This window comes from Pseudomonas bohemica, assembly GCF_002934685.1.
GTDB classification, from domain to species: Bacteria; Pseudomonadota; Gammaproteobacteria; order Pseudomonadales; family Pseudomonadaceae; genus Aquipseudomonas; species Aquipseudomonas bohemica.
The window spans coordinates 12410-37632 of sequence record NZ_NKHL01000096.1 but is presented as its reverse complement, the minus strand read 5'-3'; the positions used below and the strand labels follow the sequence as shown (position 1 = coordinate 37632).

The following is a 25223-nucleotide window of genomic DNA, read 5'->3' as shown; positions in this document are numbered from 1 at the left end:
CGGATTCAAGGGGAACAACAAGATGATCAAACGCAATCTGCTGGTAATGGGCCTCGCGGTGTTGCTGAGCGCCTGCGGTTTCCAGCTGCGCGGCACCGGCACCAACGCCTTGTCGATCAAGGAGCTGGATGTCAGCGCCCGTGACGCCTACGGCGAAGTCGTCACCCAGTTGAAAAACACCCTGAGCAACAGCGGCGTGCACGTCTACACCGGTGCTCAGTACAAGCTGTTCCTGGCCCGCGAAGATGAAACCCAGCGTACCGCCAGCTACGCAGGTTCCGGCCGTTCGGCCGAGTACGAGCTGACCACGGTTCTGCAATACGAAATCCACGGCACCAAGGACGTCCTGCTGCTGGATGACAACGTGCAATCGACCAAAGTCTTCGTGCATGACGGCAACAACCTGATCGGTTCGGACCAGGAAGCCGACCAGGTCCGCAAGGAAATGCGCAGCGATCTGGTACAGAAATTGGTCGCCCGCCTGCAACAACTGACGCCGGAGCGCCTGGACGAGCTGCAAGCCAAGGCTGACGCCGCTGCTCGTGCGCAAGCCGATGCGGAAGCCGCTGCTCAACGTATTCGCGACGAGACACCACAACAGTCTCCGATCGAAATCCCGTCCAAGTGATGGCATTGGGGCCGGTTCGCCGGCCCTGATTTTTCTGACCGATGAAACTCGCCCCCGCTCAGCTCTCCAAACACCTCCAGGGTGCACTGTCACCCGTCTACATCGTTAGCGGCGATGATCCGCTGCAATGCCAGGAAGCCTGCGACGCCATTCGTGCCGCAGCCCGGCAACAAGGTTTCGATGAGCGTCAGGTGTTCAGTGCCGACGCCAATTTCGACTGGGGCAGCTTGCTGCAGGCCGGTGCCAGCATGTCACTGTTCGCCGAACGCCGCCTGCTGGAACTGCGCCTGCCATCCGGCAAGCCGGGAGATAAAGGCGCTGCCGCGCTGCTCGAATACTGCAGCCGCCCTGCCGAAGACACCTTGCTGCTGATCAGCCTGCCCAAGCTTGACGGCGCTGCGCAGAAGACCAAATGGGGCAAGGCGCTGGTCGAAGGTGCGCAAACCCAGTTCGTGCAGATCTGGCCGGTGGATGCCAGCCAGTTGCCGCAATGGATTCGTCAGCGTCTGTCGCAATCCGGGCTGGCCGCCAGCCCTGATGCCGTCGAGCTGATTGCCGCTCGCGTGGAGGGCAACCTGCTCGCCGCTGCTCAGGAAATCGAAAAACTCAAGCTGATGGCCGAACAGGGGCAGATCACTGTCGAAACCGTGCAGGCAGCCGTGGCTGACAGCGCGCGCTTCGACGTCTTCGGCCTGACCGATGCCATCCTCAATGGCGAAGCGTCTCACGCATTGCGCATGCTCGAAGGCTTGCGCGGTGAAGGTGTCGAGCCGCCGGTGATCCTCTGGGCACTGTCGCGAGAGTTGCGCGTGCTGGCCAACCTGGCGTTGCAATACAGCCAAGGCGTGCCGCTGGACAAGGCATTCAGTCAGGCCCGCCCGCCGATCTGGGACAAGCGCAAACCGCTGATGAGCAAAGCCCTGCAACGGCATTCCGCCCGCCGCTGGGGCCAACTGCTGATGGACGCCCAGCACATCGACGCGCAAATCAAGGGTCAAGCCGAAGGCTCGGTCTGGAACAGCCTGAGCCGCTTGTCCTTGCAGATGGCAGGACAGCGGCTGGCGTTACCGTCGGAGTAAATCGCGACAACATCAACTGTAGGAGTGCGCGATGCGCCATCAGACATTGATGTGGTGAATGTCATACCCTGTCGCGGGCAAGCGCGCTCCTACGATTTCCGTATTCGCCGCTATATATCCGCCGGATGCAGATCTAATGCCGCGCCATCTCCAGCGCCCAGAGAGCAACATGTCGGACTGGCGATAGCACAGATCAATTAGACGCTGCTCACGATCTGTCCGATTATCTCCGCCGCCCCCCCTGAGAGCCCATAGAGAGTACCGCCATGAGCAAAGCCACAAAGCGGCCGAACAAGGCTAAATCCATCGTCGCCCAGCCACTGTTCCGCAGCCGTCAGGAACAACCCGCCAAGGGCAAAGGCAGCTACCGCCGCGAAGCCTTCCAGTCGAAAAACTGGGAGGCTTCTTCCGTTATGGCGGCCTGAAAAAAACTTCAGGTTACTGACCGGCGCCCCGCCGGCTGGGTCGGCATGTTAAGGTCTGCACCTTACGGTTTATCCCTGTGGACGCCAGAATGCCCTTTAGCTTCCCCCGTCGTTGGCATGTCCGCCAACTGATCGCCGCCTCCAGCCTCTTTGTGCTGGTCGCCTGCGCGGAGCAACCTACCGCCGCCATCGCCACCCCGCTTCAAGCCGCCCCTTTGAATGCCGCGAAAGCCACGCCGACGCCGTCCGGCGCAGTCGCCGAACCGGACGACGCCAACTTCGAAATCCAGCCTGCGATGAGCTTTGCCGAATGGCAGAGCAGTTTCCGCTCGCAAGCGTTGAGCGCGGGCATTCGCCCGGATGTGTTCGACAAGGCCTTCGCAGGTGTGACGCCGGACATGAGCGTGGTCAAGGCCGACCGCAGTCAACCCGAGTTCACCCGCCCGGTGTGGGAATACCTCGACAGCGCCATGTCTGCCGTCCGAGTGCGCAAGGGCCAGGCATTGCTCGCGCAATATGCCGACACGCTGACTCAGATCGAACAACGCTACGGCGTCGATCGCCAGGCGCTGATTGCCGTGTGGGGCATGGAAAGCAGCTTTGGCCAGTTCCAGGGTACGCAGTCGGTCATCCGCTCGCTGGCGACGCTGGCTTACGAAGGTCGCCGTCCACAGTTCGCGCAGGACCAGTTGATCGCTGCGCTGCAAATCATCCAGCACGGCGACATCGACGCGCCAAGCATGTTGGGCTCGTGGGCTGGAGCGATGGGGCAGACGCAGTTCATTCCCACCACTTACAACACCCATGCCGTGGATTTCGACGGGGATGGCCGCCGCGATATCTGGAACTCCCCAATCGACGCCCTGGCCTCGACTGCGCACTACCTGCAAAGCTCTGGCTGGCAGAAGGGGCAGCCCTGGGGCTTTGAGGTGCAGCTGCGTCAGGGCTTCGATTACGCCCTGGCCGACGCCTCGACGCGCAAGACCGTTGCCGAATGGCAGCAGCTGGGCCTGAACCTGCCCAATGGCTCAGCGCTGCCCACCAATCTGCTGCAACAGCAGGCCGCCCTGTTGCTGCCCGCCGGTTACAAAGGCCCGGCATTTCTGGTGATGGACAACTTCCGAGCGATTTTGAAGTACAACAATTCGTCTTCTTATGCCCTGGGGATTGGCCTGTTGTCGGAGCGCTTTACCGGCGGCGGCTACGTGCTGGGCCAATGGCCTCGCGGCGACCGCCCTTTGAGCCGTTCTGAGCGTATCGAGCTACAAACCCTGCTCTCGGCCCGCCAGTACGATGCCGGCGCTCCAGACGGGATCATCGGTGCCAATACGCGCAAGGCCATTCGCAGTGCACAACAATCGTTCGGCTGGCCGGCAGATGGTTATCCGACGCAGGAGTTGTTGGAGAGTCTGCGCAAGCCCTGAGCAGCTTTTGTAGGAGCGCGCTTGCCCGCGAGGGCGTGCATCTGCGATATCGATGCTGATGGGTACATCCGCATCGCGGGCAAGCGCGCTCATACAGTTATGTTGGTACTCCAATAAAAAACGGGCCGGATAGTGATATCCGGCCCGTTTTGTATGATCGCTCCCACGCTCGGCGTGGTAATGCAGCCCCGGACGGTCGGCGTCCGGGGTCGACACCCCATCAGCCTGCAGTCAGCAATGACTTGGTCAACTTGGCCTGTTCGTCGGCGTGGTACGAAGAACGCACCAGCGGACCCGACGCCACGTTCTTGAAACCCATCTTGTAACCTTCCTCGGCGAACCAGGCGAAGGTGTCAGGGTGCACGAAGCGTTGAACCGGCAAGTGGCTGCGAGAAGGTTGCAGGTACTGGCCAAGGGTCAGCATGTCGATGTTGTGCTCGCGCATGCGCTGCATCACTTCGATGACTTCTTCATCGGTCTCGCCCAGACCCAGCATCAGGCCGGATTTGGTCGGTACGTGAGGGACCATTTCCTTGAAGCGCTGCAGCAGGGTCAGCGACCACTGGTAGTCGGAACCAGGACGCGCGGCCTTGTACAGGCGTGGCACGGTTTCCAGGTTGTGGTTGAACACATCCGGTGGCGTGGCGGCGGTGATTTCCAGCGCGATGTCCATGCGGCCGCGGTAGTCCGGAACCAGCGTCTCCAGCTGCACGTTCGGCGACAGCGCGCGGATTTCGCGAATGCAGTCGGCAAAATGCTGAGCACCGCCGTCACGCAAGTCGTCGCGGTCTACCGAGGTGATCACCACATATTTGAGCTTGAGGTCAGCGATGGCCACGGCCAGATTCTTCGGCTCATCCACATCGAGCGCTTTTGGACGGCCATGACCAACGTCGCAGAACGGGCAACGACGGGTGCAGATGTCGCCCATGATCATGAAGGTCGCCGTGCCGCCGGAGAAGCACTCGCCCAGGTTCGGGCAGGATGCTTCTTCGCAGACGCTGTGCAGCTTGTGCTTGCGCAGCAGAGCCTTGATACGGTCGACCTCGGGCGAGACCGGAATGCGGACGCGAATCCAGTCCGGCTTCTTCGGCAGTTCCACCGTAGGAATGATCTTCACCGGGATGCGCGCGACTTTTTCCGCGCCGCGCAGCTTCACGCCGGCTTCCACTTTGGGACGCGCCGCACGCTCGGGTGTGGCCACGTTCACTGTCGGGATCAGGGTTTGCACGGCGCTCTCTGTTTTCACAGCGATGCCCGCCGCCTCAGTCACAGTAGTCATATCAGTCGATTCCGCCCGTTAGGGTCGTCTGCTCAGCGTAGTCGAGGTGTTTGACGAGCTGCGCACGCAGCCGGGCACTAACCTCGGCAAATTCAATCGGGCCTGCCTGTTCACGTAGCTGGGTCATTGCCAGCCCCGCATACCCGCAGGGATTAATCCGTTTAAACGGGTCCAGATCCATGTCGACATTCAGCGCCAGTCCATGAAACGAACAGCCGTTACGGATGCGAAGGCCCAGAGAAGCAATCTTCGCTCCGTCGACGTAGACCCCCGGCGCTTCGGGTTTGGCCGCTGCCGTTACGCCGTAACTGGCCAGCAGCTCGATCAGGCTGTGCTCGATCCGCGTCACCAGTTCGCGCACGCCAAAACCCAGGCGACGCACATCCAGCATCAGATACGCCACCAGTTGACCGGGGCCATGATAAGTCACTTGGCCACCGCGATCGACCTGTACCACCGGAATATCACCCGGAAGTAGGAGATGCTCGGGCTTTCCGGACTGTCCCTGGGTGAAAACCGGGGGGTGCTGCACCAACCACACTTCATCGGGTGTGTCGCGACCACGACCGTCCGTGAAGCGTTGCATGGCCTGCCATGTGGGCTCGTAATCGATCAATCCAAGATCGCGAAAGCCCAAACGCTCGCCCATCACAGCACCATGTGCACTTTGCCCGTAGCGCGCAGCTCGCTGTTGATGTCGTAAAGCTGGTCTTGCCCGGTGGCGACGATATGCAGCTGCAACGTGGTGTATTTGCCGTTGCTGCTCTGGCGCTCGGCCTGCTTCTCATGAAGGATCGTCGCGTGTTTCCGGACGATCTCGATGACTGTATCTGTAAAGCCCACGCCGGTGTCGCCGATGATCTTGATCGGATAGTCGGCACAAGGGAATTCGATTTTTGGTGCTTTAACTTCGGAATCTGTCATGGCAGTAACGGCCTCGTAAGCCGGAAAACGGACAGTCCCCCACCGCGATCAGCGGCAGGGGCGTACGGAGCAACAGTCAGTCAGTGATCAATAGGTGATCAGGTGAACAGACTGTAGAAGAACATGCGAACGCTGTCCCACAGGCGGCGGAAGATACCACCTTCTTCAACGGCGTCCATGGCGATGAGATTAGCGGTGCGCACGACTTTGTCGTCCAGCTTCACGTCAACCTGGCCGATCACGTCGCCCTTGGCGATTGGCGCAACCAGTTTCGGGTTGATGGTCATGCTGGCGGTGAGCTTCTTGATCTCGCCTTTAGGCATGGTCATGGACAGATCGTCAGCCAGGCCGGCCTTGACCTGACGCTCGGTGCCCTTCCAGACCGGAGCCTGGGCCAGTTCGGTGCCCTTCTGATAGAAGGTCTGGGTTTCGAAGAAACGGAAACCGTAAGTCAAAAGCTTCTGGGTCTCGGCAGCGCGAGCCTGTTCGCTGTTGGTACCGAATACCACGGCGATCAGACGCATGCCATCACGAACGGCCGAGGACACCATGCAGTAGCCGGCTTCTTCGGTGTGACCGGTCTTCAGACCGTCGACGGTCTTGTCACGCCACAGCAGCAGGTTGCGGTTCGGCTGTTTGATGCCGTTCCAGAAGAACTCTTTCTGCGAGTAGATCGCGTAGTGAGCCGGGTCTTCATGGATGATCGCGCGGGCCAGCAGCGCCATGTCGTGGGCGGTGGCGTAGTGATCAGGGTTCGGCAGGCCGGTGGGGTTCATGAAGTGGCTGTTGACCATCCCCAGATCGCCTGCGGTCTTGTTCATCATGTCGGCGAATGCATCTTCGCTGCCGGCAATGTGCTCGGAGAGCGCGACGCTGGCGTCGTTACCCGACTGGATGATGATGCCGTGCAGCAGGTCGCTGACAGTCACCTGGCTGCCAACCTTGATGAACATCCGCGAGCCGCCGGTGCGCCAGGCGTTCTCACTGACGGTCACCGGATCGTTCTCGCCGATCTGGCCGCGACGGATCTCCAGCGTGGCGATGTAAGCCGTCATCAGCTTGGTCAGACTGGCCGGAGGCAGGCGCTGGTCACCGTTGTTTTCGACCAGGACGTTGCCGCTGTTGGCATCCATCAGCACGTAAGCCTTGGCAGCCAATTGCGGTGGCGATGGCGTCATCTGTTCAGCCGCGAACACGGCAGGCGCGGTGAATAGCGGAATAAGCAGGCAAAGGCGTTTTGCAAAGGTGGTGATGTTCATCCGTCTCTCGAAAATGCTAATGGGCAAACATGCCCTCGCGGGCAAAGCGGTAATGCCAGGCTACCCTGGCGAACGGGGTGACATTCTACAGATGCCCCCGTGAAAAGCTGCTGACAACGCTCGCTCTGGCGGCAAGTCGACTGCCAGGCAACTTCGATTCGACCTCGCTGACGAAGTTCGAACCATGATTCAGTACTGGTCGGACTTATTGATCCGATGTCACCACGCTCGGCGAGCCCAGATTGGCCGACCTTACGCTGTTCTGCAGTTGCTGGGCTTCACCCGGCGTGTCGACTGGCCCCATCCGCACGCGATAGAGCGTCTGTTGATTGCGCGCTATCGAGCTGACGAAAACCGGGGCCCGAACCATCCCGCTCAGTTTCGACCTCAGGAGTTCCGCAGCGTCCGGGTTGGCGAAGGCTCCCACCTGGAGAAACAGCCCAGACGCTTGTCCGGAAGCGTTTTTTTTTGCGTCGATCGGAACCGGCGAAACCGGCGCGGCATGCTGCTGCGGTGGCGGCGTCCATTGCTCGATGGTGCCTGCCGATGCGGTGATCACTGGCGCTGCCACAGGCTGACGAGGCGGCGGGTTGCTGGCCACTTGCGGCTGATCGAGCATCAACGGCGCCGGTTTACCACGCTGCGCCCAGTATTGCGCAGGGTCGATGCCCTCGACCTTGACCCGAGCCGTGCCGATTTCGGCATAGCCGAGCTTTTTGGCAGCGGCGTAGGACAAATCGATAATGCGATCCGAATAGAACGGACCGCGGTCATTGACCCGCAGGATCACAGTGCGGTTGTTGTCCAGGTTGGTCACCCTGACGTAACTTGGCAACGGCAGCGTCTTGTGCGCCGCGCTCATGCCGTACAGGTCATACACTTCGCCATTGGCGGTGTTCTGCCCGTGGAACTTGGTGCCGTACCAGGACGCCGTACCCGTCTGCGCATAGGTGCTGGAATCGCTGAGAGGAAAGTAGGTCTTGCCCAGCACGGTGTACGGATTGGCCTTGTAAGGACCGGTGTGCAGGGTCGGGACGGCATCGGGGATGCGTGAAACGTCGACGTCCCACCAAGGCGCACCGTCTTTATGCGCCCGGTTGATGTCCAGCCCCGGTTGCGCGCGGATGATGTTGCCCTGCTGCGTCGGTCGACTGGTGGAGCAACTGACGACCAGCAATGTCAGCGCCGCGAAGGCCATCAGCTTCAATGGTTGTTTGATCGGCAATGACCGCATTACTTGACGCCCCGAGCTTGAACAAGCAGTTCAGACAGCTGATGCACGGCCATGGCGTACATCACGCTGCGGTTGTAACGCGTGATCGCGTAAAAATTCTTCAAACCCATCCAGTATTCAGGGCCGCTATCGCCTTCGAGGCGAAACGCCGTGACCGGCATATCATCGCGCAGCGCATCATGACTCGCCCACCCCAAGGCTCGCAACTCCCCGACGGTCTTCACCGGCTCGATTCCCGGGCTCAATCCGTCTTCGAATTGCTCGCCGCGCACGCTCGCCTGACTGACCACGGGCTCACCGGCGACCCAGCCATGACGTTTGAAATAGCTGGCAACACTGCCGATCGCATCGTCGGGGTCGTTCCAGATATTGATGTGGCCGTCGCCGTCGAAATCCACTGCATAAGCGCGGAAGCTGCTCGGCATGAACTGCGGCAAACCCATCGCGCCGGCATACGAACCCTTGAGCGTCAGCGGGTCGACCTGCTCCTCACGCGCCAGCAGCAAGAACTCGCGAAGCTCCTTGCGGAAGAAATCGGCGCGCGGAGGATAGTCGAAACTCAGCGTCGATAATGCATCGATCACCCGATAATTTCCGGTATTTCGCCCAAAAAATGTTTCAACACCAATGATCGCGACAATCATTTGCGCGGGCACACCATACTCTTGTTCGGCACGGGCCAGGGCCACTTCGTGCTGCCGCCAAAAGTCAACGCCACGCGCTATACGCGCATCGGTGAGGAACATCGGGCGGTAATCTTTCCACGGTTTCACCCGTTCGGCGGGACGGGAAATAGCGTCCAGAATCGACTGCTTACGCTCGACACCTCGAAAGATTTCTATCAGCTGTTCGCCTGCAAACCCATAATCGCGGGTCATGTCGCTGACGAACTGGGCGACCTGAGGCGAGCCTTCATAGTCACCGGCAAGCGACTCCTGCACTGAGCCCAGGATGCCCATCAGACCGACCAGCGGCGCATATCGAGCAGCCCAGCCACGCACTACTTGCATTGAGTTGTTCACCTTAATCAAACCTGAGCGATCCATTTGCGATGCGTATGGATCGACATCAAAACCCCAAACGCTGACAGCAGCGTAACCAGCGAAGTTCCGCCGTAGCTAATGAAGGGCAATGGCACCCCCACGACCGGCAGCAGACCGCTGACCATACCGATGTTGACGAAAACATAAACAAAAAACGTCATGGTCAGGCTGCCCGCGAGCAGCTTGCCATAGAGCGTCTGCGCCTGAGCGGTGATCACCAGCCCGCGACCGATCAGCAACAGATAGATCAGCAACAGCGCGCAGATGCCCACCAGCCCGAACTCTTCGCCGAGTACCGCAATGATGAAGTCGGTATGGCTCTCTGGCAGAAAGTCCAGATGCGACTGGGTGCCCAGCAGCCAGCCCTTGCCGAAGACCCCGCCAGAACCGATCGCCGCCTTGGACTGAATGATGTTCCAGCCCGTGCCCAGCGGGTCGCTTTCCGGGTCAAGGAAAGTCAGGATTCGCTGCTTCTGGTAGTCGTGCATGAAGAAGAACCACATCGCCACCGCAACCGGCACGGCTGCCGCGACGACCCCGATGATCCACCGCCAGCGCAGGCCCGCCATGAACAGCACGAAGGTCCCGGAAGCGAGGATCAGCAGCGAGGTGCCAAGGTCGGGCTGGCGCACGATGAGAATGAACGGCAAGCCGATCAGCCCGAGACTCAACGCCACATGCTTCAAATGCGGCGGCAAGGTGCGCTTGGACAAGTACCAGGCAATGGTCGCCGGCATGATGATCTTCATGAACTCCGAAGGCTGGAAGCGGACCACTCCCGGAATGTTGATCCAGCGCGTGGCGCCCATGGCGTTGTGGCCCATGACGTCCACCGCTACCAGCAACAGCACGCCGAGGACGTAGGCAATCGGCACCCAGCGCGCCATGAAACGTGGCTCCAGCTGGGCGATGACGAACATCGACACCAGCCCGATGCCGAATGAAGTGGCCTGCTTGATCAGCAGGTCCCAACTTTTGCCGCTGGCCGAATACAAGACAAACAGGCTGCCTGCGGCCAACGTCAGCAGCAGGATCAGCAAGGGCCCATCCACATGGATTTTTTGCAGGAAGGTGGCGCGACGGCGCATCACATCTTCGCTGGAGAGGATGCGGTCGAAATTACTCTTCACGGGCCGCGGTCTCCGGAGGCAGTGTATTGCTGGCGTATTCGGGTTTCAGACGACCCTGAGGGTCCAGTAGCCAGGCATCCATGACCTGACGCACGACAGGCGCGGCAGCACCGGAGCCGGACTCACCGTTCTCGATCATCACCGCAACGACGATTTTGGGGCTGTCCGCTGGCGCGAAGCCCACGAACAAGGCGTGGTCGCGGTGGCGTTCCTGCAGTTTCGAACGATCGTATTTTTCGCCCTGGCGAATGGCGACGACCTGCGCCGTACCGCTCTTGCCTGCGATGCGGTATTGAGCGCCGATCGCTGCCTTGCGCGCAGTGCCCCGAGCGCCGTGCATGACCTGTTGCATACCGTGGTTGACCTTGGCCCAGTCGGACGGGTCGCGCAGGACGATATCCGGCATGGGGTTTTCATCCACAGGCTTCTGGCCTTCGACGGTCCTGGCCAGGTGCGGACGGTTCCATTTGCCTTTGTTCGCCACCAGCGCCGTAGCCTGAGCCAGTTGCAGCGGCGTCGCTTGCATATAGCCCTGGCCGATGCCGAGGATCAGTGTCTCGCCCGGGAACCAAGCCTGACGGCGGGTGATGCGTTTCCAGTCGCGAGACGGCATCAGGCCCGGCGACTCTTCGAACATGTCCAGCGAAACCTTTTGCCCGATGCCGAACTTGTTCAGATAAGAAGACAGCCGATCGATGCCAACCTTGTGCGCCAAGTCGTAAAAATAGGTGTCGTTGGAACGCATGATCGCCGTGTCCAGATCCACCCAGCCGTCGCCGGTGCGGTTCCAGTTGCGGTATTTGTGATCGTAGTTCGGCAGCATGTAATAGCCGGGGTCGAACACGCGGGTACTGGCGGTCACCACGCCGCTATCCAGGCCCGCGATGGCCACGGCCGGCTTGATGGTCGAGCCCGGTGGATAAAGGCCGCGCAGAATACGGTTGAACAGCGGCCGGTCCACCGAATCACGCAGCTCGGAGTACGCCTTGAAGCTGATACCGGTGACGAACAGATTCGGGTCGAAGCTCGGCTGACTGACCATCGCCAGCACTTCGCCGGTATTCGGGTCCAGCGCTACGACCGCGCCACGGCGTCCGGCAAGCGCAGCTTCGGCGGCTTCCTGCAGTTGAATGTCCAGGCTCAGAACGATGTCCTTGCCCGGTACTGGATCGGTACGTTTCAGAACCCGCAGCACCCGCCCGCGGGCGTTGGTCTCGACTTCTTCATAGCCGACCTGACCATGCAGCTCGGGCTCGTAGAAGCGCTCGATACCGGTCTTTCCCATGTGGTGGGTGCCGCTGTAATTCACTGAGTCGAGGCTTTTCAGCTCCTTCTCGTTGATGCGCCCCATGTAGCCGACCGAGTGGGCGAAATGCTCGCCCTGCGGATAGTGACGCACCAGTTGCGCGACCACTTCGACGCCCGGCAGCCGGAACTGGTTGACCGCGATCCGGGCGATCTGCTCTTCGGTCAACTCGAAGAGGATTGGCACCGGCTCGAACGGCCGACGTCCCTGCTTCATGCGTTTTTCGAAGATAATCCGGTCGTCCGGGGTGAGTTCCAGCACCTGAACGATGGTGTCCAGCACCTGCGCCCAGTCACCGGAACGCTCGCGGGTCATGCTCAAGCTGAAGCTGGGACGGTTATCGGCGATCACCACGCCGTTGCGGTCGAAGATCAGCCCCCGGCTCGGCGGAATCGGCTGCACATGCACCCGGTTGTTTTCCGACAGGGTCGAGTGATAGTCATGCTGGATGACCTGCAGGAAGTAGAGCCGAGCCACCAGCACGCAGATCAGCACGATCACCGCTACTGCACCGACCACGACCCGGCTGCGCACCAGGCGTGCGTCCTTTTCGTGATCTTTCAGGCGAATCGGCTGAGACATTTAGGGCGTGTTCACAGTGAAGGCAGCGGCGCTACTTGTGATAAGGGTGACCGGACAATACGGTCCAGGCACGATAAATCTGCTCACCGATGAGGATGCGCACCAGCGGGTGCGGTAACGTCAAAGGCGACAACGACCAGCGCTGCTCGGCACGGGCGCAGACTTCCGGCGCCAGTCCTTCCGGACCGCCCACCATCAGGTTCACCGTGCGCGAATCCAGGCGCCAGCGGTCCAGCTCCCCTGCCAGTTGCTCGGTGCTCCACGGCTTGCCATGAACCTCGAGCGTGACAATCCGCTCGCCCGGCTGCACTTTGGCCAGCATGGCCTCGCCTTCCTGACGGATCAGACGGGCCACGTCGGCGTTCTTGCCACGGGTGTTGAGCGCAATCTCCACCAGCTCCAGCGCCAGCTCCGATGGCAGACGCTTGGCATATTCGTGCCAGCCTTCTTCCACCCACTTGGGCATGCGTGAACCGACAGCAATCAGACGCAGACGCACAATGAGCCCTTATTCGTTGCCCGGTGTGTGATGCGCGCCGCTGGCAGCACGGCTCTGCTCGGCGCCTTGCCACAGTCGTTCCAGGTCGTAGAACTGGCGGGCAGCGGCGGTCATCATGTGCACGATCACGTCGCCCAGATCCAGCAACACCCAGTCGCTTTCGCCTTTGCCTTCTTCGCCCAGCGGCTGTGCGCCCTTGGCTTTGACGTTCTCGCGAACCTTGTCGAGCATGGCGTTGATCTGGCGGTTCGAGGTACCGGTGGCGATCACCATGTAGTCGGTCAGGCTGTGCTTGTCTTTGACGTCGATGACCAGGATGTCCTGAGCCTTGACGTCTTCCAGAGCGGCCTTGGTCAGCTCAACCAGCTCTTCGCCGGATACGGTGTTTTTTTGCTTTGTCATATAAAACTCATTCAGTTCAATTGGGCACACGGTACAGCCCGTGTGCCTCGATATAGGCCAGTACTGCGTCTGGCACCAGAAAACGTACCGACTTCCCGCTGGCCAGCAGTTGGCGGATCTGGGTGGCAGACACCGAAAGCGGCGTCTGCCAGACGAATGTAATGTGTCCGCCAGGGCCCTTGAGGGCCTTCGGATCGCTGACCGCGCGCGCCGCCAGCAGGTTACGCATGGCGTCCGGCGACTCGCTGTCGGCGTCCGGGCGTTGCAGCACCACGATATGGCAGTGCTCCAGCAACTCTTCCCACCGATGCCAGGTAGGCAGCCCGCAAAAGGCATCCCAACCCAACAACAGAAACAGCTGGTCATCGGCGGCCAGTTCAGCGCGCATCGATTCCAGCGTGTCGATGGTGTACGACGGCTTGTCGCGCAACAGCTCGCGATCATCCACCGTCAATGGCGACACTCCTTGCACGGCGCTACGGACCATCGCCAGACGGTCCTGCGCCGAGACACTTGGCGTGTCGCGATGAGGCGGTCTGGCGCTGGGCGTCAGTCGCAACTCATCGAGTTCAAGCAATGCGGCGACTTCCAGCGCACCGCGCAAATGGCCGATGTGCACAGGATCGAAGGTCCCGCCCAGCATGCCGATACGTCTTGGCGCGCGAGGGACTGAAGCCGCGTCCCCGGCAGGCTCGGCTACCGCTTTCGCATCCTCGCCTGCGTGCTGCCGATCGTCGGCCAAGTCAGACTGGCCCCTGCCCGCGCAATTGGCGTCCGTCACCCACGACGATGTACTTCTCGCAGGTCAAGCCTTCGAGACCCACCGGGCCACGGGCGTGGATCTTGTCGGTAGAAATGCCGATTTCCGCACCCAGGCCATATTCGAAACCGTCCGCGAAACTGGTCGGCGCGTTGATCATCACCGAGCTGGAGTCGACTTCGGCCATGAAGCGGCGAGTCTGAGCCTGGGAATCGGAAATGATGGCGTCGCTGTGATGCGAGCCGTAATGGTTGATGTGCTCGATGGCCTGATCCAGACCGGTGACGATTCGGATCGAGAGGATCGGCGCCAGATATTCGGTGTGCCAGTCTTCTTCGGTCGCCGGGATCGCGTCTATCAGCTCACGGGTGCGCTCGCAGCCACGCAGCTCGACGCCTTTTTCGCGAAACTGGGCAGCCATTTGCGGCAGGAAGTCGGCCGCGATGGCCTGATCCACCAGCAGCGTTTCCATGGCCCCGCAGATGCCGTAGCGATAGGTCTTGGCATTGAAGGCGATACGTTGCGCCGCAGCCAGATCGGCATGGGCACTGACATAAACGTGGCAGATGCCGTCCAGGTGCTTGATGACCGGCACCTTGGCGTCGCGACTCACACGCTCGATCAAACCCTTGCCGCCGCGCGGAACGATGACGTCAACGTACTCAGGCATGGTGATCAGGGCGCCAACGGCGGCACGGTCAGTGGTTTCGACTACCTGCACCACGGCAGCCGGCAGACCGGCTTCGTCCAGCCCACGCTGAATGCAGGCGGCGATGGCGCGGTTGGAATGAATGGCCTCGGAGCCGCCACGCAGGATGGTGGCGTTACCCGACTTGAGGCACAGGCTCGCGGCATCGATGGTCACGTTCGGACGCGACTCATAGATGATCCCGACCACGCCCAACGGCACCCGCATCTTGCCGACCTGAATGCCCGAAGGCTGGAAGTTCATGTCGCGAATGGTGCCGATCGGATCCGGCAGACTGGCGACCTGACGCAAACCGGCGATCATGCTGTCGATGCGAGCCGGGGTCAGGGCCAGACGTTCAAGCAGAGCAGGTTCCAGACCATTGGCGCGGCCCGCAGCCAGGTCCTGCTCGTTGGCGGCGGTCAGCTCTTCACGGGCAACGTCCAGCGCAGCGGCGGTGGCAGCCAGCGCGCGATTCTTCTGCGCAGTACTGGCGCGGCCGATCACGCGCGAAGCTTCGCGGGCGGCACGACCCAGGCGGGTCATATAGTCAAGAACGGACTCAGTCATGGTCTCAGAGGTCTTGGCAGAGAGGAAAGCGGCCGATTATAGCTGTCGGGCGGGCCGAACGACAGCGGCGACAGGGCGGATGGTCGATATAAGCCGGATTTGTTGGACGAAACCCTTTCGCTCGGATTGGAAACGTCCCTGTAGCAGTCCGGCTTGCCAGCGGTGGCGTCCTCTGGATTGCTCCAGACTGCCACACAAACAGAACGCGCCAGACAAGCGGATGTCCATTCAGCTGTAATTAAGCCCGACATTGCTATCATCGCCAGCCACCTCACTACGTTGCCTATTTATGCCCGACCACGCCCGACGCGCCCTGCCCGACACCTTTTTCAACCGCGACGCCCAGACCCTTGCCCGCGATCTGCTGGGCAAAGTGGTGCGTCACAAAGTCGGCGAGTTGTGGTTGTCGGCGCGCATCATAGAGACAGAAGCGTATTACCTCGAGGAAAAAGGCAGCCACGCATCCTTGGGCTATACAGAAAAACGTAAGGCTTTGTTTCTGGATGGCGGGCACATCTATATGTATTACGCCCGAGGCGGCGACTCACTGAATTTCAGCGCGGGCGGACCAGGCAACGCTGTGCTGATCAAATCGGCCTATCCATGGGTCGACGCACTCTCGGACGAGAACAGCCTGGCGCAAATGCTGCTGAATAACCCCGACGCCAGCGGCAATATCCGCCCGCCCGAACGGCTGTGCGCCGGGCAGACCCTGCTGTGCAAGGCGCTGGGCCTCAAGGTGCCGATGTGGGACGCCAAGCGCTTCGATCACGAGCAGATTTTCGTCGACGACGTGGGCCAGCACCCCGCACAAATCATCCAGACCACTCGCCTGGGTATCCCCGCCGGACGTGACGAGCAACTGATGTACCGCTTCGTCGACGCCGCTTATGCGCGGTTCTGCACGCGCAATCCGATCAGACGCGGACAAGTCGAAGGCCGCGATTATTTCATCATCGGGCAGGGAAATTGACCCATGGGCTCATGGCTCGACAACATCACCGCATGGCTGAGCACTAACCCGACCTGGCTGGGCGCCGCGGTCTTTCTCGTTTCATTCGTCGAATGCCTGGCCATTGCGGGCATCATCGTTCCGGGCACGGTCGCCCTCTTCGCGATTGCCGCGCTGGCAGGCAGCGGGATTCTGCCGCTGGGTGAGGCCTTGTTGCTGGGTTTCGCCGGCGGATTACTGGGAGACTTCGTTTCCTACTTCCTGGGCCGACGTTTCCATCAGAATATTCGGCGGCTTCCGGGGCTTCGCCATCATCCGGAGTGGATCGCCGGGGCAGAAACCTACTTCCAGCGTTATGGCATTGCCAGCCTTCTGGTCGGCCGTTTCATAGGTCCGTTGCGCCCGATGCTGCCGATGGTGGCCGGCATGTTCGACATGCCTTTCGTGCGGTTCGCTGCGGTGAGTGTCGTCGCAGCGGCCGGTTGGTCGGTGGCTTACATTTTGCCGGGTTGGGCGACGGGAGCGGCCATTCGTCTGCCTCTGCCGGAAGGCTTCTGGCCTGAGGCTGCGGCGGTCGGTGCAGGGCTGGCGCTGTTGCTGGGCGTGGCCATTCAAAGCAGCGTGCGGGGCAAACCTTACGCCACCGGGCTGATCGCGCTGGCCAGCCTGATTCTGCTGATCGCGGTGTTTCTGGGCTGGCCGTATCTGGCACATCTGGATCAGGGCGTGATGACGCTGGTGCAGGAACATCGCAGCGCAGCGGCGGAAAACTTCGTGGTCCTCGTTACAGGGTTTGGGGATTTCAGGACGCAATTCTGCGCGGCGGCCTTGCTGTTGATCGTTCTGATCGTTACGCGGCAGTGGCGCCACGCGATTTTCGCCTGCTCGACCACCTTGGGCTCGGCGATCATCAACCAGAGCATGAAATTCACCTTCGCCCGCGCGCGACCTGAAGTCCTGGCAGAGCCACTAGCAACCTACAGCATGCCCAGCGGCCATGCGTCAGCATCGTTCGCGCTGTTCATGACGCTGGCGGTGCTTGCAGGTCGCGGACAGCCCGTTCGCCTGCGATTGACCTGGCTGGCGCTGGGGGTGATTCCTGCGGCGTCGATCTGCGTATCGCGGGTGTATCTGGGCGTGCATTGGCCTACCGATGTGCTGGCCGGGATGCTGCTGGCGTTCTTCACCTGCGCCACGACCCTGGCGTTCGTGGAGAACAAACAGCCGCTGCCTGCCCTGCCGCTGCGCGTGTGGTGGCTGCTGTTACCGGCGATCCTCGCGGTGATGGTCGGGCTCGCGGTTCATTCGCTGACCCATGGGCTGATTCGATACGAGTATTGATGCATCACACAACCTGTAGGTAGGAGCGCGCTTGCCCGCAATAATGGCCTGGCCGCTGCTACCGTGTTGCCTGACACGACGCCTTCGCGAGCAAGCGCGCTCCTACAAACCCGGATCGCGACTAAGCCTGCATATCCCCCTGCATCTCATCGAGCAGATCCTGAATCGCGTCGAGCCGTTCTTCGGCGTCGTCGATTTCCAGCAGTTCGATTTTGTCTTCTTCGGCGAACGGCAGCAGGTAGGCCAGTTGATTGGACAGTGACTGCTGCCCGCTCGCCGTCAGCCCCATGTTCAGCGCGGCGACCATCGGGTGTTCGGCCAGGGCTGCCAGCAACGCCACCAGGTCGTCGTCCTCTTCCTGCAACGGTTTTTCCTGGGGTTCTTCCAGCCATTCCACTTCGGCGATCAACAGGTTGTCGCGCTGGGCGTCGGCGCTGACCACACGGAAACGCCGACCGCCGACCACACGAATACCCAGCAGGCCGTTGTCCTGCTGCTGGAAATCGGTCACCAGCGCCTCGCAACCGATCTGCGAAAAACCTTCGGGCACATCTCCGACTTCACTGCCTTCGGTGATGCACACCACACCAAAGCCTTCGCCCTGTTTCATGCAGCGGCCAATCATGTCCAGGTAGCGCGCCTCGAATATCTGCAGATCGAGCACACACCCCGGGAACAGCACAGCGTTCAGCGGAAACAACGGCAACGACATAGACACACCCTCAAGCAACCAGAGACACCGCCAGCGGCAGGAATAACGCCGTGGCGACCCCCATCAGACTCATGGCGAGCGCCGCAAAGGCACCGCACTCTTCACCTTCCTGCAAGGCCGCCGAAGTCCCCACCGCGTGCGCAGTCAGCCCCAGCGCCATGCCTCGGGCTTCCGGGCTTTGTACACCCGCCAGGGTCAACAGGCCGGGGCCGAATATGCCGCCAATGACGCCGGTGATCAACACGAAAACTGCGGCCAACGCCGCCACGCCACCGATCTGCTCGGCCACCAGCATGGCGATCGGCGAGGTAACCGACTTCGGCGCCATGGTCATCAGGATCATGTGATCGGCGCCCAGCACCCAGCCCAGCCCTACGCAAAGCGCGGTCGCCAGCACGCCGCCAATCACCAGCGTAGTCAACACAGGCCAGAACACCTGCCGAATCCGCCGCAGATTCAGATAAAGCGGCACCGCCAGCGCCACCGTCGCAGGACCGAGCAGGATGCTGAGAATTTCAGTGCTCTTGCGGTACTCGGCATATTCCAGCCCGCAGCTGACCAGCACGCCAATCACTACCAGCATCGACACCAGCACCGGCTGCAGAAAGACCCAGCGGGTTTTCTCGTAACCGGCCAGCACCACCTGATAGGCGCCCAGGGTGATGGCGATGCCAAACAATGGGTGATGAATGACCGACAGCCAGGCGCCATGCCAATCCAGACTCATGACGGCTCCCGGCGATTGGCCTGACGGTCGATGAGTTTTTGCATCAACCACCCCGCGAACGTGAGCGAGATCATCAATGACAAAACCAGAGACCCTACAATGGCCCAGAAATCGTCGGCGATCTGCCCCGCATAAACCATGACGCCCACGGCGGGCGGCACGAGCAGCAACGGCAGATAGCGCAGCAGACTGCTGGCCGCCAGGCTGATGGGCTCACTGACTTCGCCGCGGATCATCAGGTAAATCATCAACAGCACCAGGCCGATGATCGGCCCCGGCAGTATCGACAGGAATAAATGATTCAACGCCGTTCCCACCAGTTGGAACAGCACCAGCCACGTCAGGCCTCTTAGCAACATAAAAAACTCCAGCGAAATCGCGGCGACATTATAAGCACGCAGCCCGCCAGCCTATGAGGCGGTATTCGCGAGCCAGGGAATTCTTGACCCGGCTCCTGCGGCATGCTGATCATCACGCCTCATGAGTGCCGGGCGCTGCTGAAAACAATCAGTGGGTCCGGATCATTTAGTGAAGCAATAAAAGAGCCTATAGCGGTACCAGACGGATAAAACAAAACCAATCAACAAGGAGAGTATCTATGCCCTATGTACCTGTTGCAGAGCTCAAGAATTATGAAGGCAAGGAACTGGGAAGTTCCGACTGGTTGCTGATTGACCAAAAACGTATCGATCTGTTCGCGGAAGCGACCGGCGACTTTCAGTTCATTCATGTCGACCCGATCAAAGCTGCGCAGACCCCGTTCGGCTCGACCATCGCCCACGGCTTCTTGTCGCTGTCGCTCATTCCGAAACTGATGGAGACGCTGCTAGTGGTGCCCGAAGGCATGACGATGGCGATTAACTATGGGTTGGACAGTGTGCGTTTCATCCAGCCGGTCAAGGTCGACTCGCGCGTTCGTCTAAAAGTTACTCTGGCCGAAGTTACCGAAAAGAAGACCGGCCAATGGCTGCTCAAAGCCATTGCAACGCTTGAGATCGAGGGTCAGGCCAGGCCTGCGTTCATCGCCGAACCGCTTTCGCTCTGCTTCGTGTAAACCCCATAAAACATGAAACAGTCGTAACAGACTGTTTCATGACACTTACCGGCTGCGGCATACTCGGCGCGGCTGTGTGAGCGACTGGATACAAGTCCGCGATCCGAGCACGCCGAAACACCTCTTTTTCGGGATTTACCATGCGCGCGCTTGCCCCTCTGGCCCTTACCCTTCTGATTACCGCATGCGGTGACGGCGAATCGCTGTTGCCGCCGGATGCACGCCTGCCCGATGGCGGTCGTTATCGTGGCGAGGTGGTCAACGGCGTGCTGCAAGGCATGGGCCGTATCGACTACCCCAACGGCAGCTGGTACGCCGGGGAGTTCAAGAACGGTCAATGGAACGGCCAGGGCGAATGGCACGCCAGCAACGGCGACGTTTATAAAGGCAGCTTTCAGGATGGCCTGTTCCACGGCCAGGGTCAGCTGACCACCAGCGCCGGCAGCTACGTGGGCGGCTACAAACTGGGGCGGCGCGACGGCGAAGGCTCGCTCAAAGAGCATGGCATGAGCTATCGCGGCGAGTTCAAGGCCGACCTGTACGACGGGCTGGGCCACCTGACGCTGGAAGACGGCAGCGAGTATCAGGGGCAGTTCGCCCACGGCAAACCCAACGGCGAAGGCCAGCGCAGCGATGCCGCGGGCAACCAATTCAGTGGCAAGTTCGTCGATGGCCAACTGCAGGGCGTCGGCAACTTCAACAGCGCCGATGGCGATCAGTACGTCGGCGGCTTCCACGACAACCAGCTCAACGGCCGCGGGCGCTATGAAAACGCCGACGGCGACGTGTGGTCCGGCCAGTTCAAGGACGGTGCCTTCACCGGCAAGGGCGAACTGATCGGCTCCGACGGCACCAACTATCAGGGGCAATTTCGCAGCTGGCGGTTCTCGGGCGAAGGTCGCCTGAAGCTTCCGGACGGCAGCGTTTACATCGGTCATTTCGACAATGACAACTATCAGGGGTCGGGCGTGCTGACCTCTGCCGATGGCAACGTGCAAAGCGGCACCTGGTCCAACGGCCAGCGCGTGCGTGATGCGTCGGGCAAGCTGCTGCCCGACCCGCTGGAGGTGGGTCTGCTCGCGCAGGGCCCGCTTCTGGAGAAGGCGCTGGCCGCAGTTCCGGCATCCACACCGGCTATCGAGCTGTACAGCCTGGTGGTGGGCGGCGACGGCAAGCAGAGTGTGTTCCTGCGTGAGGCCGACTACGTCAACAACCTGCTGGCCACCCGGTTTGGCGCGCTCGGGCAGATTTCTCTGGTCAACCATCGCGACCACATGGCCGACCGCCCGCTGGCCACCCGCGAGAACATCAGTCGTGCCTTGCAGACCCTCGCTCAACGCAGCGGCCCGGAAGACCTGATCTTCATTTACCTCACCAGCCACGGCACCCATGAACATGAACTGGTGCTGGATCAGCCACGCCTGGAACTGTCGGATTTGCCTGCCAACGAGATGGCCGGCGTGCTCGCGCCGCTGAAGAATCGCGACAAGATCGTGGTGATTTCCGCCTGCTATTCCGGTGGGTTCATCCCGGCGATCAAGGATGAGAAAACCCTGGTGATCACGGCATCCCGAGAAGATCGCGTTTCGTTCGGTTGCTCGGAAGAAGCCGACTTTACGTATTTTGGCGAAGCGCTGTTCGGCAAGGCACTGGTGGCCACCGACGACCTGCAACAGGCCTTCAACGACGCCAGAACCCTCGTCGCCCAACGAGAAATCGAGGAAAACTTCGAAGCCTCCGAACCCCAGATCTGGGCCCCCAAAGGCGTCATCGCGCACTGGCAGAGACTGCGCAAGAGTCAGGCGGAACGAGCGCTGAATACGGTAAAACGCTAGCTGTAAGGGCGTACGAATGAATATTTCAACGCTTTTGTGAAACCCGCCCGGTCGGCGCGCAGTCTGTTGCGTTAGAACGCCTATGCTTGTGGCGGATCAGGGAGAAAGACCATGTACTTGACGCCGCAACACATTCTGCTTGCCGGGGCGACCGGTTTGACGGGCGAGCATCTGCTCGATCGCCTGCTCAATGAACCTACTGTCAGCCGCGTCCTGGCCCCGAGCCGTAGGCCGCTGGCTGAACATCCTCATCTTGAAAATCCGGTGGGCGACTTCTTTGCTGTGCTGCCCGAACTGGATGGTCAGGTGGATATCGCCTTTTGCTGCCTGGGCAGCACCATCAAACAGGCGGGCTCCCAGGACGCCTTTCGCGCGGTGGACATGGACATGGTCGTAGCCTTCGGCAAACGTGCTCGGGAACTGGGTGCCCGACATTTGCTGGTGATCAGCGCGGTGAATGCCGACCCTGAATCGAGCATTTTCTACAGCCGCGTCAAAGGCGAAATGGAAGAGGCGCTCAAGGACCAGAATTGGCCGCAACTGACCATCGCCCGCCCTTCCCTGCTGATTGGCGAGCGTGAGGATCAGCGTCTGGTCGAGCAACTGGCCGCACCGATCGCCAAGCTGATCCCCGGCAAATACGGCGGCATCGAAGCCTGTAACCTGGCCCGCGCGCTGTGGCGTCTGGCGCTGGAAGAGCAGGACGGGGTACGGGTTGTGGAGTCCGATGAGTTGCGGCGGTTGGGTAAGTGACCGTCTTGCGGCCCTAAAAACCATCCTGCCCCTACGCTGAAACATGTGGGAGCGAGCTTGCTCGCGAAGAGGCCATTACATTCGCTGCATCTCCGGCGGCGAAACCTCAGCATTCGCGGTCAAGCGCGCCGCTACGTTATGGTTTGTTTCCAGACTACATCCCGCCCGTCGCCTGAAACCCCACGCCTAATACCGTCAAAACCGACAACGGCAACAACACCGTATCGAGTAACGCGCTGCCCGGCAGATCCAGCATTGGGTATTTCGGTGCCTCGACGCCGAAGCGATCCTTCTCGCAGCACCCGCCCTGAATCGCATACAGATCCAGGCGCGTGCCGGAGTAAACCACCGGCGCGCCGGGTTGGTTGGCGTCGAGCGTGCGCACCGTCGAGCAACCGGTGGCCAGCACCAGGCCCAATGTGAGGACAAACAGTTTCTTATTCATCGGCGCCAAAATGATGTTCGCCCCAGCGCGGCAGCATGTCCTGAGGGATGTTCAGCAGATTGAGAATCCGCGCCACGACGAAATCGACCAGATCATCGATGGTCTGCGGCTGGTTATAGAAGCCCGGCGATGCCGGAAGAATCACCGCGCCCAGATTCGACAACTTGAGCATGTTCTCCAGATGAATGCTGGAAAACGGCGCCTCACGCGGCACCAGAATCAACTGCCGACGTTCCTTTAGGGTCACGTCGGCAGCGCGTTCGATCAGGTTATTGCAGGCGCCGGTCGCGATGGCCGACAAGGTGCCGGTCGAGCATGGCACCACGACCATCGCGCTGGGCGAGCCCGAACCGGACGCCACTGGCGACATCCAGTCTTCCTTGCCATAGACCCTGATCTGCCCGGCTTCTGCGCCGGTGTACTCGGTCAGAAACGCCTGCATCATCTGCGGCTTGGGCGGCAGTGTGACGTCGGTTTCGGTGGCCATGACCAGCTGCGCGGCCTTGGAAATCAGGAAGTGCACCTCGCGATCTTCACGCACCAGACAGTCCAGCAGGCGCAGCCCGTATTGCGCGCCGGACGCACCGGTCATCGCCAGAGTGATGCGTTCCGGCCCGCTCATTTCAACGCCTCGGCCAGCTTGCCGTGCAGGCCGCCGAAACCGCCGTTGCTCATGATCACCACGTGAGTGCCGGGCTGCGCCTGACTTTTCACCCGTTCGATGATGGCTTCCAGCGAATCGCACACCACCGAAGGCACAGTGCACAGTGTGGCGGTCGCGCCCAGGTCCCAGCCCAGATTCGCTGGCGCGTACCAGACTACCTGGTCGGCCTGATCGACGCTTTCCGGCAGGCCTTCGCGGTGCGCGCCGAGCTTCATGGAGTTGGAGCGTGGCTCGACGATGGCAATGATGGGCGAGTCGCCGACTTTTTTGCGCAGACCGTCCAACGTGGTGGCGATGGCCGTCGGGTGGTGCGCGAAGTCGTCATAGATGGTGATGCCGTGCACTTCGGCGACCTTCTCCATCCGGCGCTTGACGCTCTTGAACGCGCTCAAGGCTTCGACCGCCTGCTGCGGCACGACGCCGACATGCCGAGCAGCCGCCAGCGTGGCCAAGGCGTTGGCGACGTTGTGCTGACCGGTCATGCCCCAGTCGACCACGCCTTGAGCGACGCCTTCGAAACTTACTTCGAACTTCGAGCCGTCTTCGCTCAACAGCTTCGCCTGCCACTGACCGCCTTGCCCGGTAGTCTGCACCGGCGTCCAGCAGCCCATTTTGATTACGCGTTCCAGAGCCGGCTCAGTGGTCGGGTGAATCACCAGGCCTTCGCTCGGAATGGTGCGCACCAAATGGTGGAATTGCCGCTCAATGGCCGGTAGATCCGGGAAGATGTCGGCGTGATCGAACTCAAGGTTATTGAGGATGGCGGTGCGCGGGCCGTAATGGACGAACTTCGAACGCTTGTCGAAGAAGGCGCTGTCGTATTCGTCGGCTTCGACCACAAAAAAAGGTGTGTCGCCCAGCCGCGCGGACACGGCGAAGTTCTGAGGAACGCCACCGATCAGGAAACCTGGCGCCATGCCCGCGTGCTCCAGCACCCAGGCCAGCATGCTGCTGGTAGTGGTCTTGCCATGCGTCCCGGCCACCGCCAGCACCCAGCGCCCGCGCAGGACGTGATCGGCCAGCCACTGTGGACCGGAAACGTACGGCAGGCCCTTGTTCAAAACGTATTCGACAGCCGGGTTGCCCCGCGACATCGCATTGCCGACCACCACCAGGTCCGGTGCAGGCTCCAGATGCGAAGGGTCGTACCCTTGCATCAGCTCGATGCCCTGCGCCTGGAGCTGCGTGCTCATCGGCGGGTAGACGTTGGCGTCGGAGCCGGTGACTTTATGGCCCAAATCCTTGGCGAGAACCGCCAGCGACCCCATGAACGTACCGCAAATACCCAGAATATGAATGTGCATGACCGACCTCTTAAAACATGGGCGCAGGTTAGCTTAGAAGGTGGGCAATGCGCACGGGGCAATTGGCACAATGGGCTTTCTGTGAGCCGAGGCCAAACGCTGATCTAGGCAGCGCAGCCAATCTTTATAGGAGCGCGGTCGCCCGCGATTGCGATCTATCGGAAAAAAATCTGCGCCGCCTGCCCCTAACGCCATCGCGGG

The 25223-nt window shown here is 60.9% G+C and carries 27 protein-coding genes; 9 read left to right on the top strand and 18 right to left on the bottom strand.

Going from position 1 to position 25223, the window contains the following annotated elements:
- Positions 1-22: 22 nt before the first annotated feature.
- The 4 genes from CE491_RS08275 (at position 23) to CE491_RS08260 (ending at position 3556) form a co-directional block, all read left to right on the top strand.
- Complete coding sequence (locus tag CE491_RS08275; RefSeq protein WP_110947865.1) at positions 23-628, top strand: LPS-assembly lipoprotein LptE; 606 nt, start codon at positions 23-25, stop codon at positions 626-628.
- Positions 629-669: 41 nt separating this feature from the next.
- Positions 670-1707 carry a DNA polymerase III subunit delta gene (holA, locus tag CE491_RS08270; RefSeq protein ID WP_110947864.1) on the top strand — a complete coding sequence of 346 codons (1038 nt, stop codon included), beginning with the start codon at positions 670-672 and terminating at the stop codon, positions 1705-1707.
- Between the two features lie 266 nt (positions 1708-1973).
- On the top strand, positions 1974-2132 hold the full coding sequence (gene arfA, locus CE491_RS08265; protein ID WP_110947863.1) for an alternative ribosome rescue factor ArfA: 159 nt from the start codon (positions 1974-1976) through the stop codon (positions 2130-2132).
- An 89-nt stretch (positions 2133-2221) separates the two neighbouring features.
- Entirely contained in the window at positions 2222-3556 is a 1335-nt protein-coding gene (locus tag CE491_RS08260; protein ID WP_110947862.1) for a lytic murein transglycosylase, read from the top strand.
- Between the two features lie 220 nt (positions 3557-3776).
- Here CE491_RS08260 and lipA read toward each other — a convergent pair whose 3' ends face one another.
- From lipA to CE491_RS08200, 12 genes are all read right to left on the bottom strand, one after another.
- Positions 3777-4838 carry a lipoyl synthase gene (gene lipA, locus CE491_RS08255; RefSeq protein ID WP_110947861.1) on the bottom strand — a complete coding sequence of 354 codons (1062 nt, stop codon included), beginning with the start codon at positions 4836-4838 and terminating at the stop codon, positions 3777-3779.
- A 1-nt stretch (position 4839) separates the two neighbouring features.
- Positions 4840-5487, bottom strand: a complete 648-nt coding sequence (gene lipB, locus CE491_RS08250; protein ID WP_110947860.1) for a lipoyl(octanoyl) transferase LipB — start codon at positions 5485-5487, stop codon at positions 4840-4842.
- A complete protein-coding gene (locus tag CE491_RS08245; RefSeq protein WP_110947859.1) occupies positions 5487-5762 on the bottom strand; it encodes a DUF493 domain-containing protein in 276 nt (91 codons plus the stop codon). The genes lipB and CE491_RS08245 overlap by 1 nt, the downstream gene beginning before the upstream one ends.
- 98 nt (positions 5763-5860) lie before the next feature.
- The gene (locus CE491_RS08240; RefSeq protein ID WP_110947858.1) at positions 5861-7021 is read right to left on the bottom strand and encodes a D-alanyl-D-alanine carboxypeptidase family protein; all 1161 of its coding nucleotides are present in this window, start codon (positions 7019-7021) and stop codon (positions 5861-5863) included.
- Positions 7022-7226: 205 nt separating this feature from the next.
- Entirely contained in the window at positions 7227-8255 is a 1029-nt protein-coding gene (locus CE491_RS08235; RefSeq protein WP_110947857.1) for a septal ring lytic transglycosylase RlpA family protein, read from the bottom strand.
- Positions 8255-9265 carry a lytic murein transglycosylase B gene (gene mltB, locus CE491_RS08230; RefSeq protein WP_110947856.1) on the bottom strand — a complete coding sequence of 337 codons (1011 nt, stop codon included), beginning with the start codon at positions 9263-9265 and terminating at the stop codon, positions 8255-8257. The genes CE491_RS08235 and mltB overlap by 1 nt, the downstream gene beginning before the upstream one ends.
- A 17-nt stretch (positions 9266-9282) precedes the next feature.
- Positions 9283-10386, bottom strand: coding sequence for a rod shape-determining protein RodA (rodA, locus tag CE491_RS08225; RefSeq protein ID WP_199885031.1), 1104 nt, complete (start codon positions 10384-10386; stop codon positions 9283-9285).
- A 31-nt stretch (positions 10387-10417) separates the two neighbouring features.
- Positions 10418-12316 (bottom strand): penicillin-binding protein 2, encoded by a 1899-nt coding sequence (gene mrdA, locus CE491_RS08220; RefSeq protein ID WP_110947854.1) that lies wholly within the window; start codon positions 12314-12316, stop codon positions 10418-10420.
- Between the two features lie 31 nt (positions 12317-12347).
- Positions 12348-12815: a 23S rRNA (pseudouridine(1915)-N(3))-methyltransferase RlmH gene (gene rlmH / locus CE491_RS08215; RefSeq protein ID WP_110947853.1), complete on the bottom strand. Its 468-nt coding sequence runs from the start codon at positions 12813-12815 to the stop codon at positions 12348-12350.
- A gap of 9 nt (positions 12816-12824) precedes the next feature.
- Complete coding sequence (gene rsfS / locus CE491_RS08210) at positions 12825-13217, bottom strand: ribosome silencing factor (protein WP_110947852.1); 393 nt, start codon at positions 13215-13217, stop codon at positions 12825-12827.
- Between the two features lie 16 nt (positions 13218-13233).
- Positions 13234-13866 (bottom strand): nicotinate-nucleotide adenylyltransferase, encoded by a 633-nt coding sequence (nadD, locus tag CE491_RS08205; protein ID WP_267894474.1) that lies wholly within the window; start codon positions 13864-13866, stop codon positions 13234-13236.
- A 94-nt stretch (positions 13867-13960) separates the two neighbouring features.
- Complete coding sequence (locus CE491_RS08200) at positions 13961-15235, bottom strand: glutamate-5-semialdehyde dehydrogenase (RefSeq protein WP_110947850.1); 1275 nt, start codon at positions 15233-15235, stop codon at positions 13961-13963.
- A gap of 289 nt (positions 15236-15524) precedes the next feature.
- On the opposite strand from CE491_RS08200, the gene CE491_RS08195 reads away from it, so the two are divergent.
- Together CE491_RS08195 and CE491_RS08190 are read left to right on the top strand one after the other, a co-directional pair.
- Entirely contained in the window at positions 15525-16208 is a 684-nt protein-coding gene (locus CE491_RS08195; protein ID WP_110947849.1) for a DNA-3-methyladenine glycosylase, read from the top strand.
- A 3-nt stretch (positions 16209-16211) separates the two neighbouring features.
- Positions 16212-17528 carry a bifunctional DedA family/phosphatase PAP2 family protein gene (locus tag CE491_RS08190; protein WP_110947848.1) on the top strand — a complete coding sequence of 439 codons (1317 nt, stop codon included), beginning with the start codon at positions 16212-16214 and terminating at the stop codon, positions 17526-17528.
- A gap of 121 nt (positions 17529-17649) precedes the next feature.
- Here the strand turns inward: CE491_RS08190 and CE491_RS08185 are convergent, their stop codons facing one another.
- The 3 genes from CE491_RS08185 to CE491_RS08175 are packed head-to-tail and all read right to left on the bottom strand — an operon-like array spanning position 17650 to position 19326.
- Positions 17650-18240 carry an LON peptidase substrate-binding domain-containing protein gene (locus CE491_RS08185; protein ID WP_110947847.1) on the bottom strand — a complete coding sequence of 197 codons (591 nt, stop codon included), beginning with the start codon at positions 18238-18240 and terminating at the stop codon, positions 17650-17652.
- 10 nt (positions 18241-18250) lie between these two features.
- Complete coding sequence (locus CE491_RS08180; RefSeq protein ID WP_199885030.1) at positions 18251-18961, bottom strand: LrgB family protein; 711 nt, start codon at positions 18959-18961, stop codon at positions 18251-18253.
- Positions 18962-18963: 2 nt separating this feature from the next.
- Positions 18964-19326, bottom strand: coding sequence for a CidA/LrgA family protein (locus CE491_RS08175; RefSeq protein WP_110947845.1), 363 nt, complete (start codon positions 19324-19326; stop codon positions 18964-18966).
- 239 nt (positions 19327-19565) lie between these two features.
- On the opposite strand from CE491_RS08175, the gene CE491_RS08170 reads away from it, so the two are divergent.
- From CE491_RS08170 to CE491_RS08160, 3 genes are all read left to right on the top strand, one after another.
- Complete coding sequence (locus CE491_RS08170) at positions 19566-20021, top strand: MaoC family dehydratase (RefSeq protein WP_110947844.1); 456 nt, start codon at positions 19566-19568, stop codon at positions 20019-20021.
- Positions 20022-20161: 140 nt separating this feature from the next.
- On the top strand, positions 20162-21856 hold the full coding sequence (locus CE491_RS08165) for a C13 family peptidase (protein ID WP_110947843.1): 1695 nt from the start codon (positions 20162-20164) through the stop codon (positions 21854-21856).
- A 111-nt stretch (positions 21857-21967) separates the two neighbouring features.
- Positions 21968-22609, top strand: a complete 642-nt coding sequence (locus tag CE491_RS08160) for an oxidoreductase (protein WP_110947842.1) — start codon at positions 21968-21970, stop codon at positions 22607-22609.
- A gap of 154 nt (positions 22610-22763) precedes the next feature.
- Here the strand turns inward: CE491_RS08160 and CE491_RS08155 are convergent, their stop codons facing one another.
- Genes CE491_RS08155 through mpl form a run of 3 tightly spaced genes read right to left on the bottom strand, consistent with a single transcriptional unit; the run spans position 22764 to position 25022 of the window.
- Entirely contained in the window at positions 22764-23054 is a 291-nt protein-coding gene (locus CE491_RS08155; RefSeq protein WP_110947894.1) for a YceK/YidQ family lipoprotein, read from the bottom strand.
- Positions 23047-23676, bottom strand: coding sequence for a flavin prenyltransferase UbiX (gene ubiX / locus CE491_RS08150; protein ID WP_110947841.1), 630 nt, complete (start codon positions 23674-23676; stop codon positions 23047-23049). Before ubiX ends, CE491_RS08155 begins: the two co-directional genes overlap by 8 nt.
- Positions 23673-25022: a UDP-N-acetylmuramate:L-alanyl-gamma-D-glutamyl-meso-diaminopimelate ligase gene (gene mpl, locus CE491_RS08145; RefSeq protein WP_110947840.1), complete on the bottom strand. Its 1350-nt coding sequence runs from the start codon at positions 25020-25022 to the stop codon at positions 23673-23675. The genes ubiX and mpl overlap by 4 nt, the downstream gene beginning before the upstream one ends.
- Positions 25023-25223 lie beyond the last annotated feature (201 nt).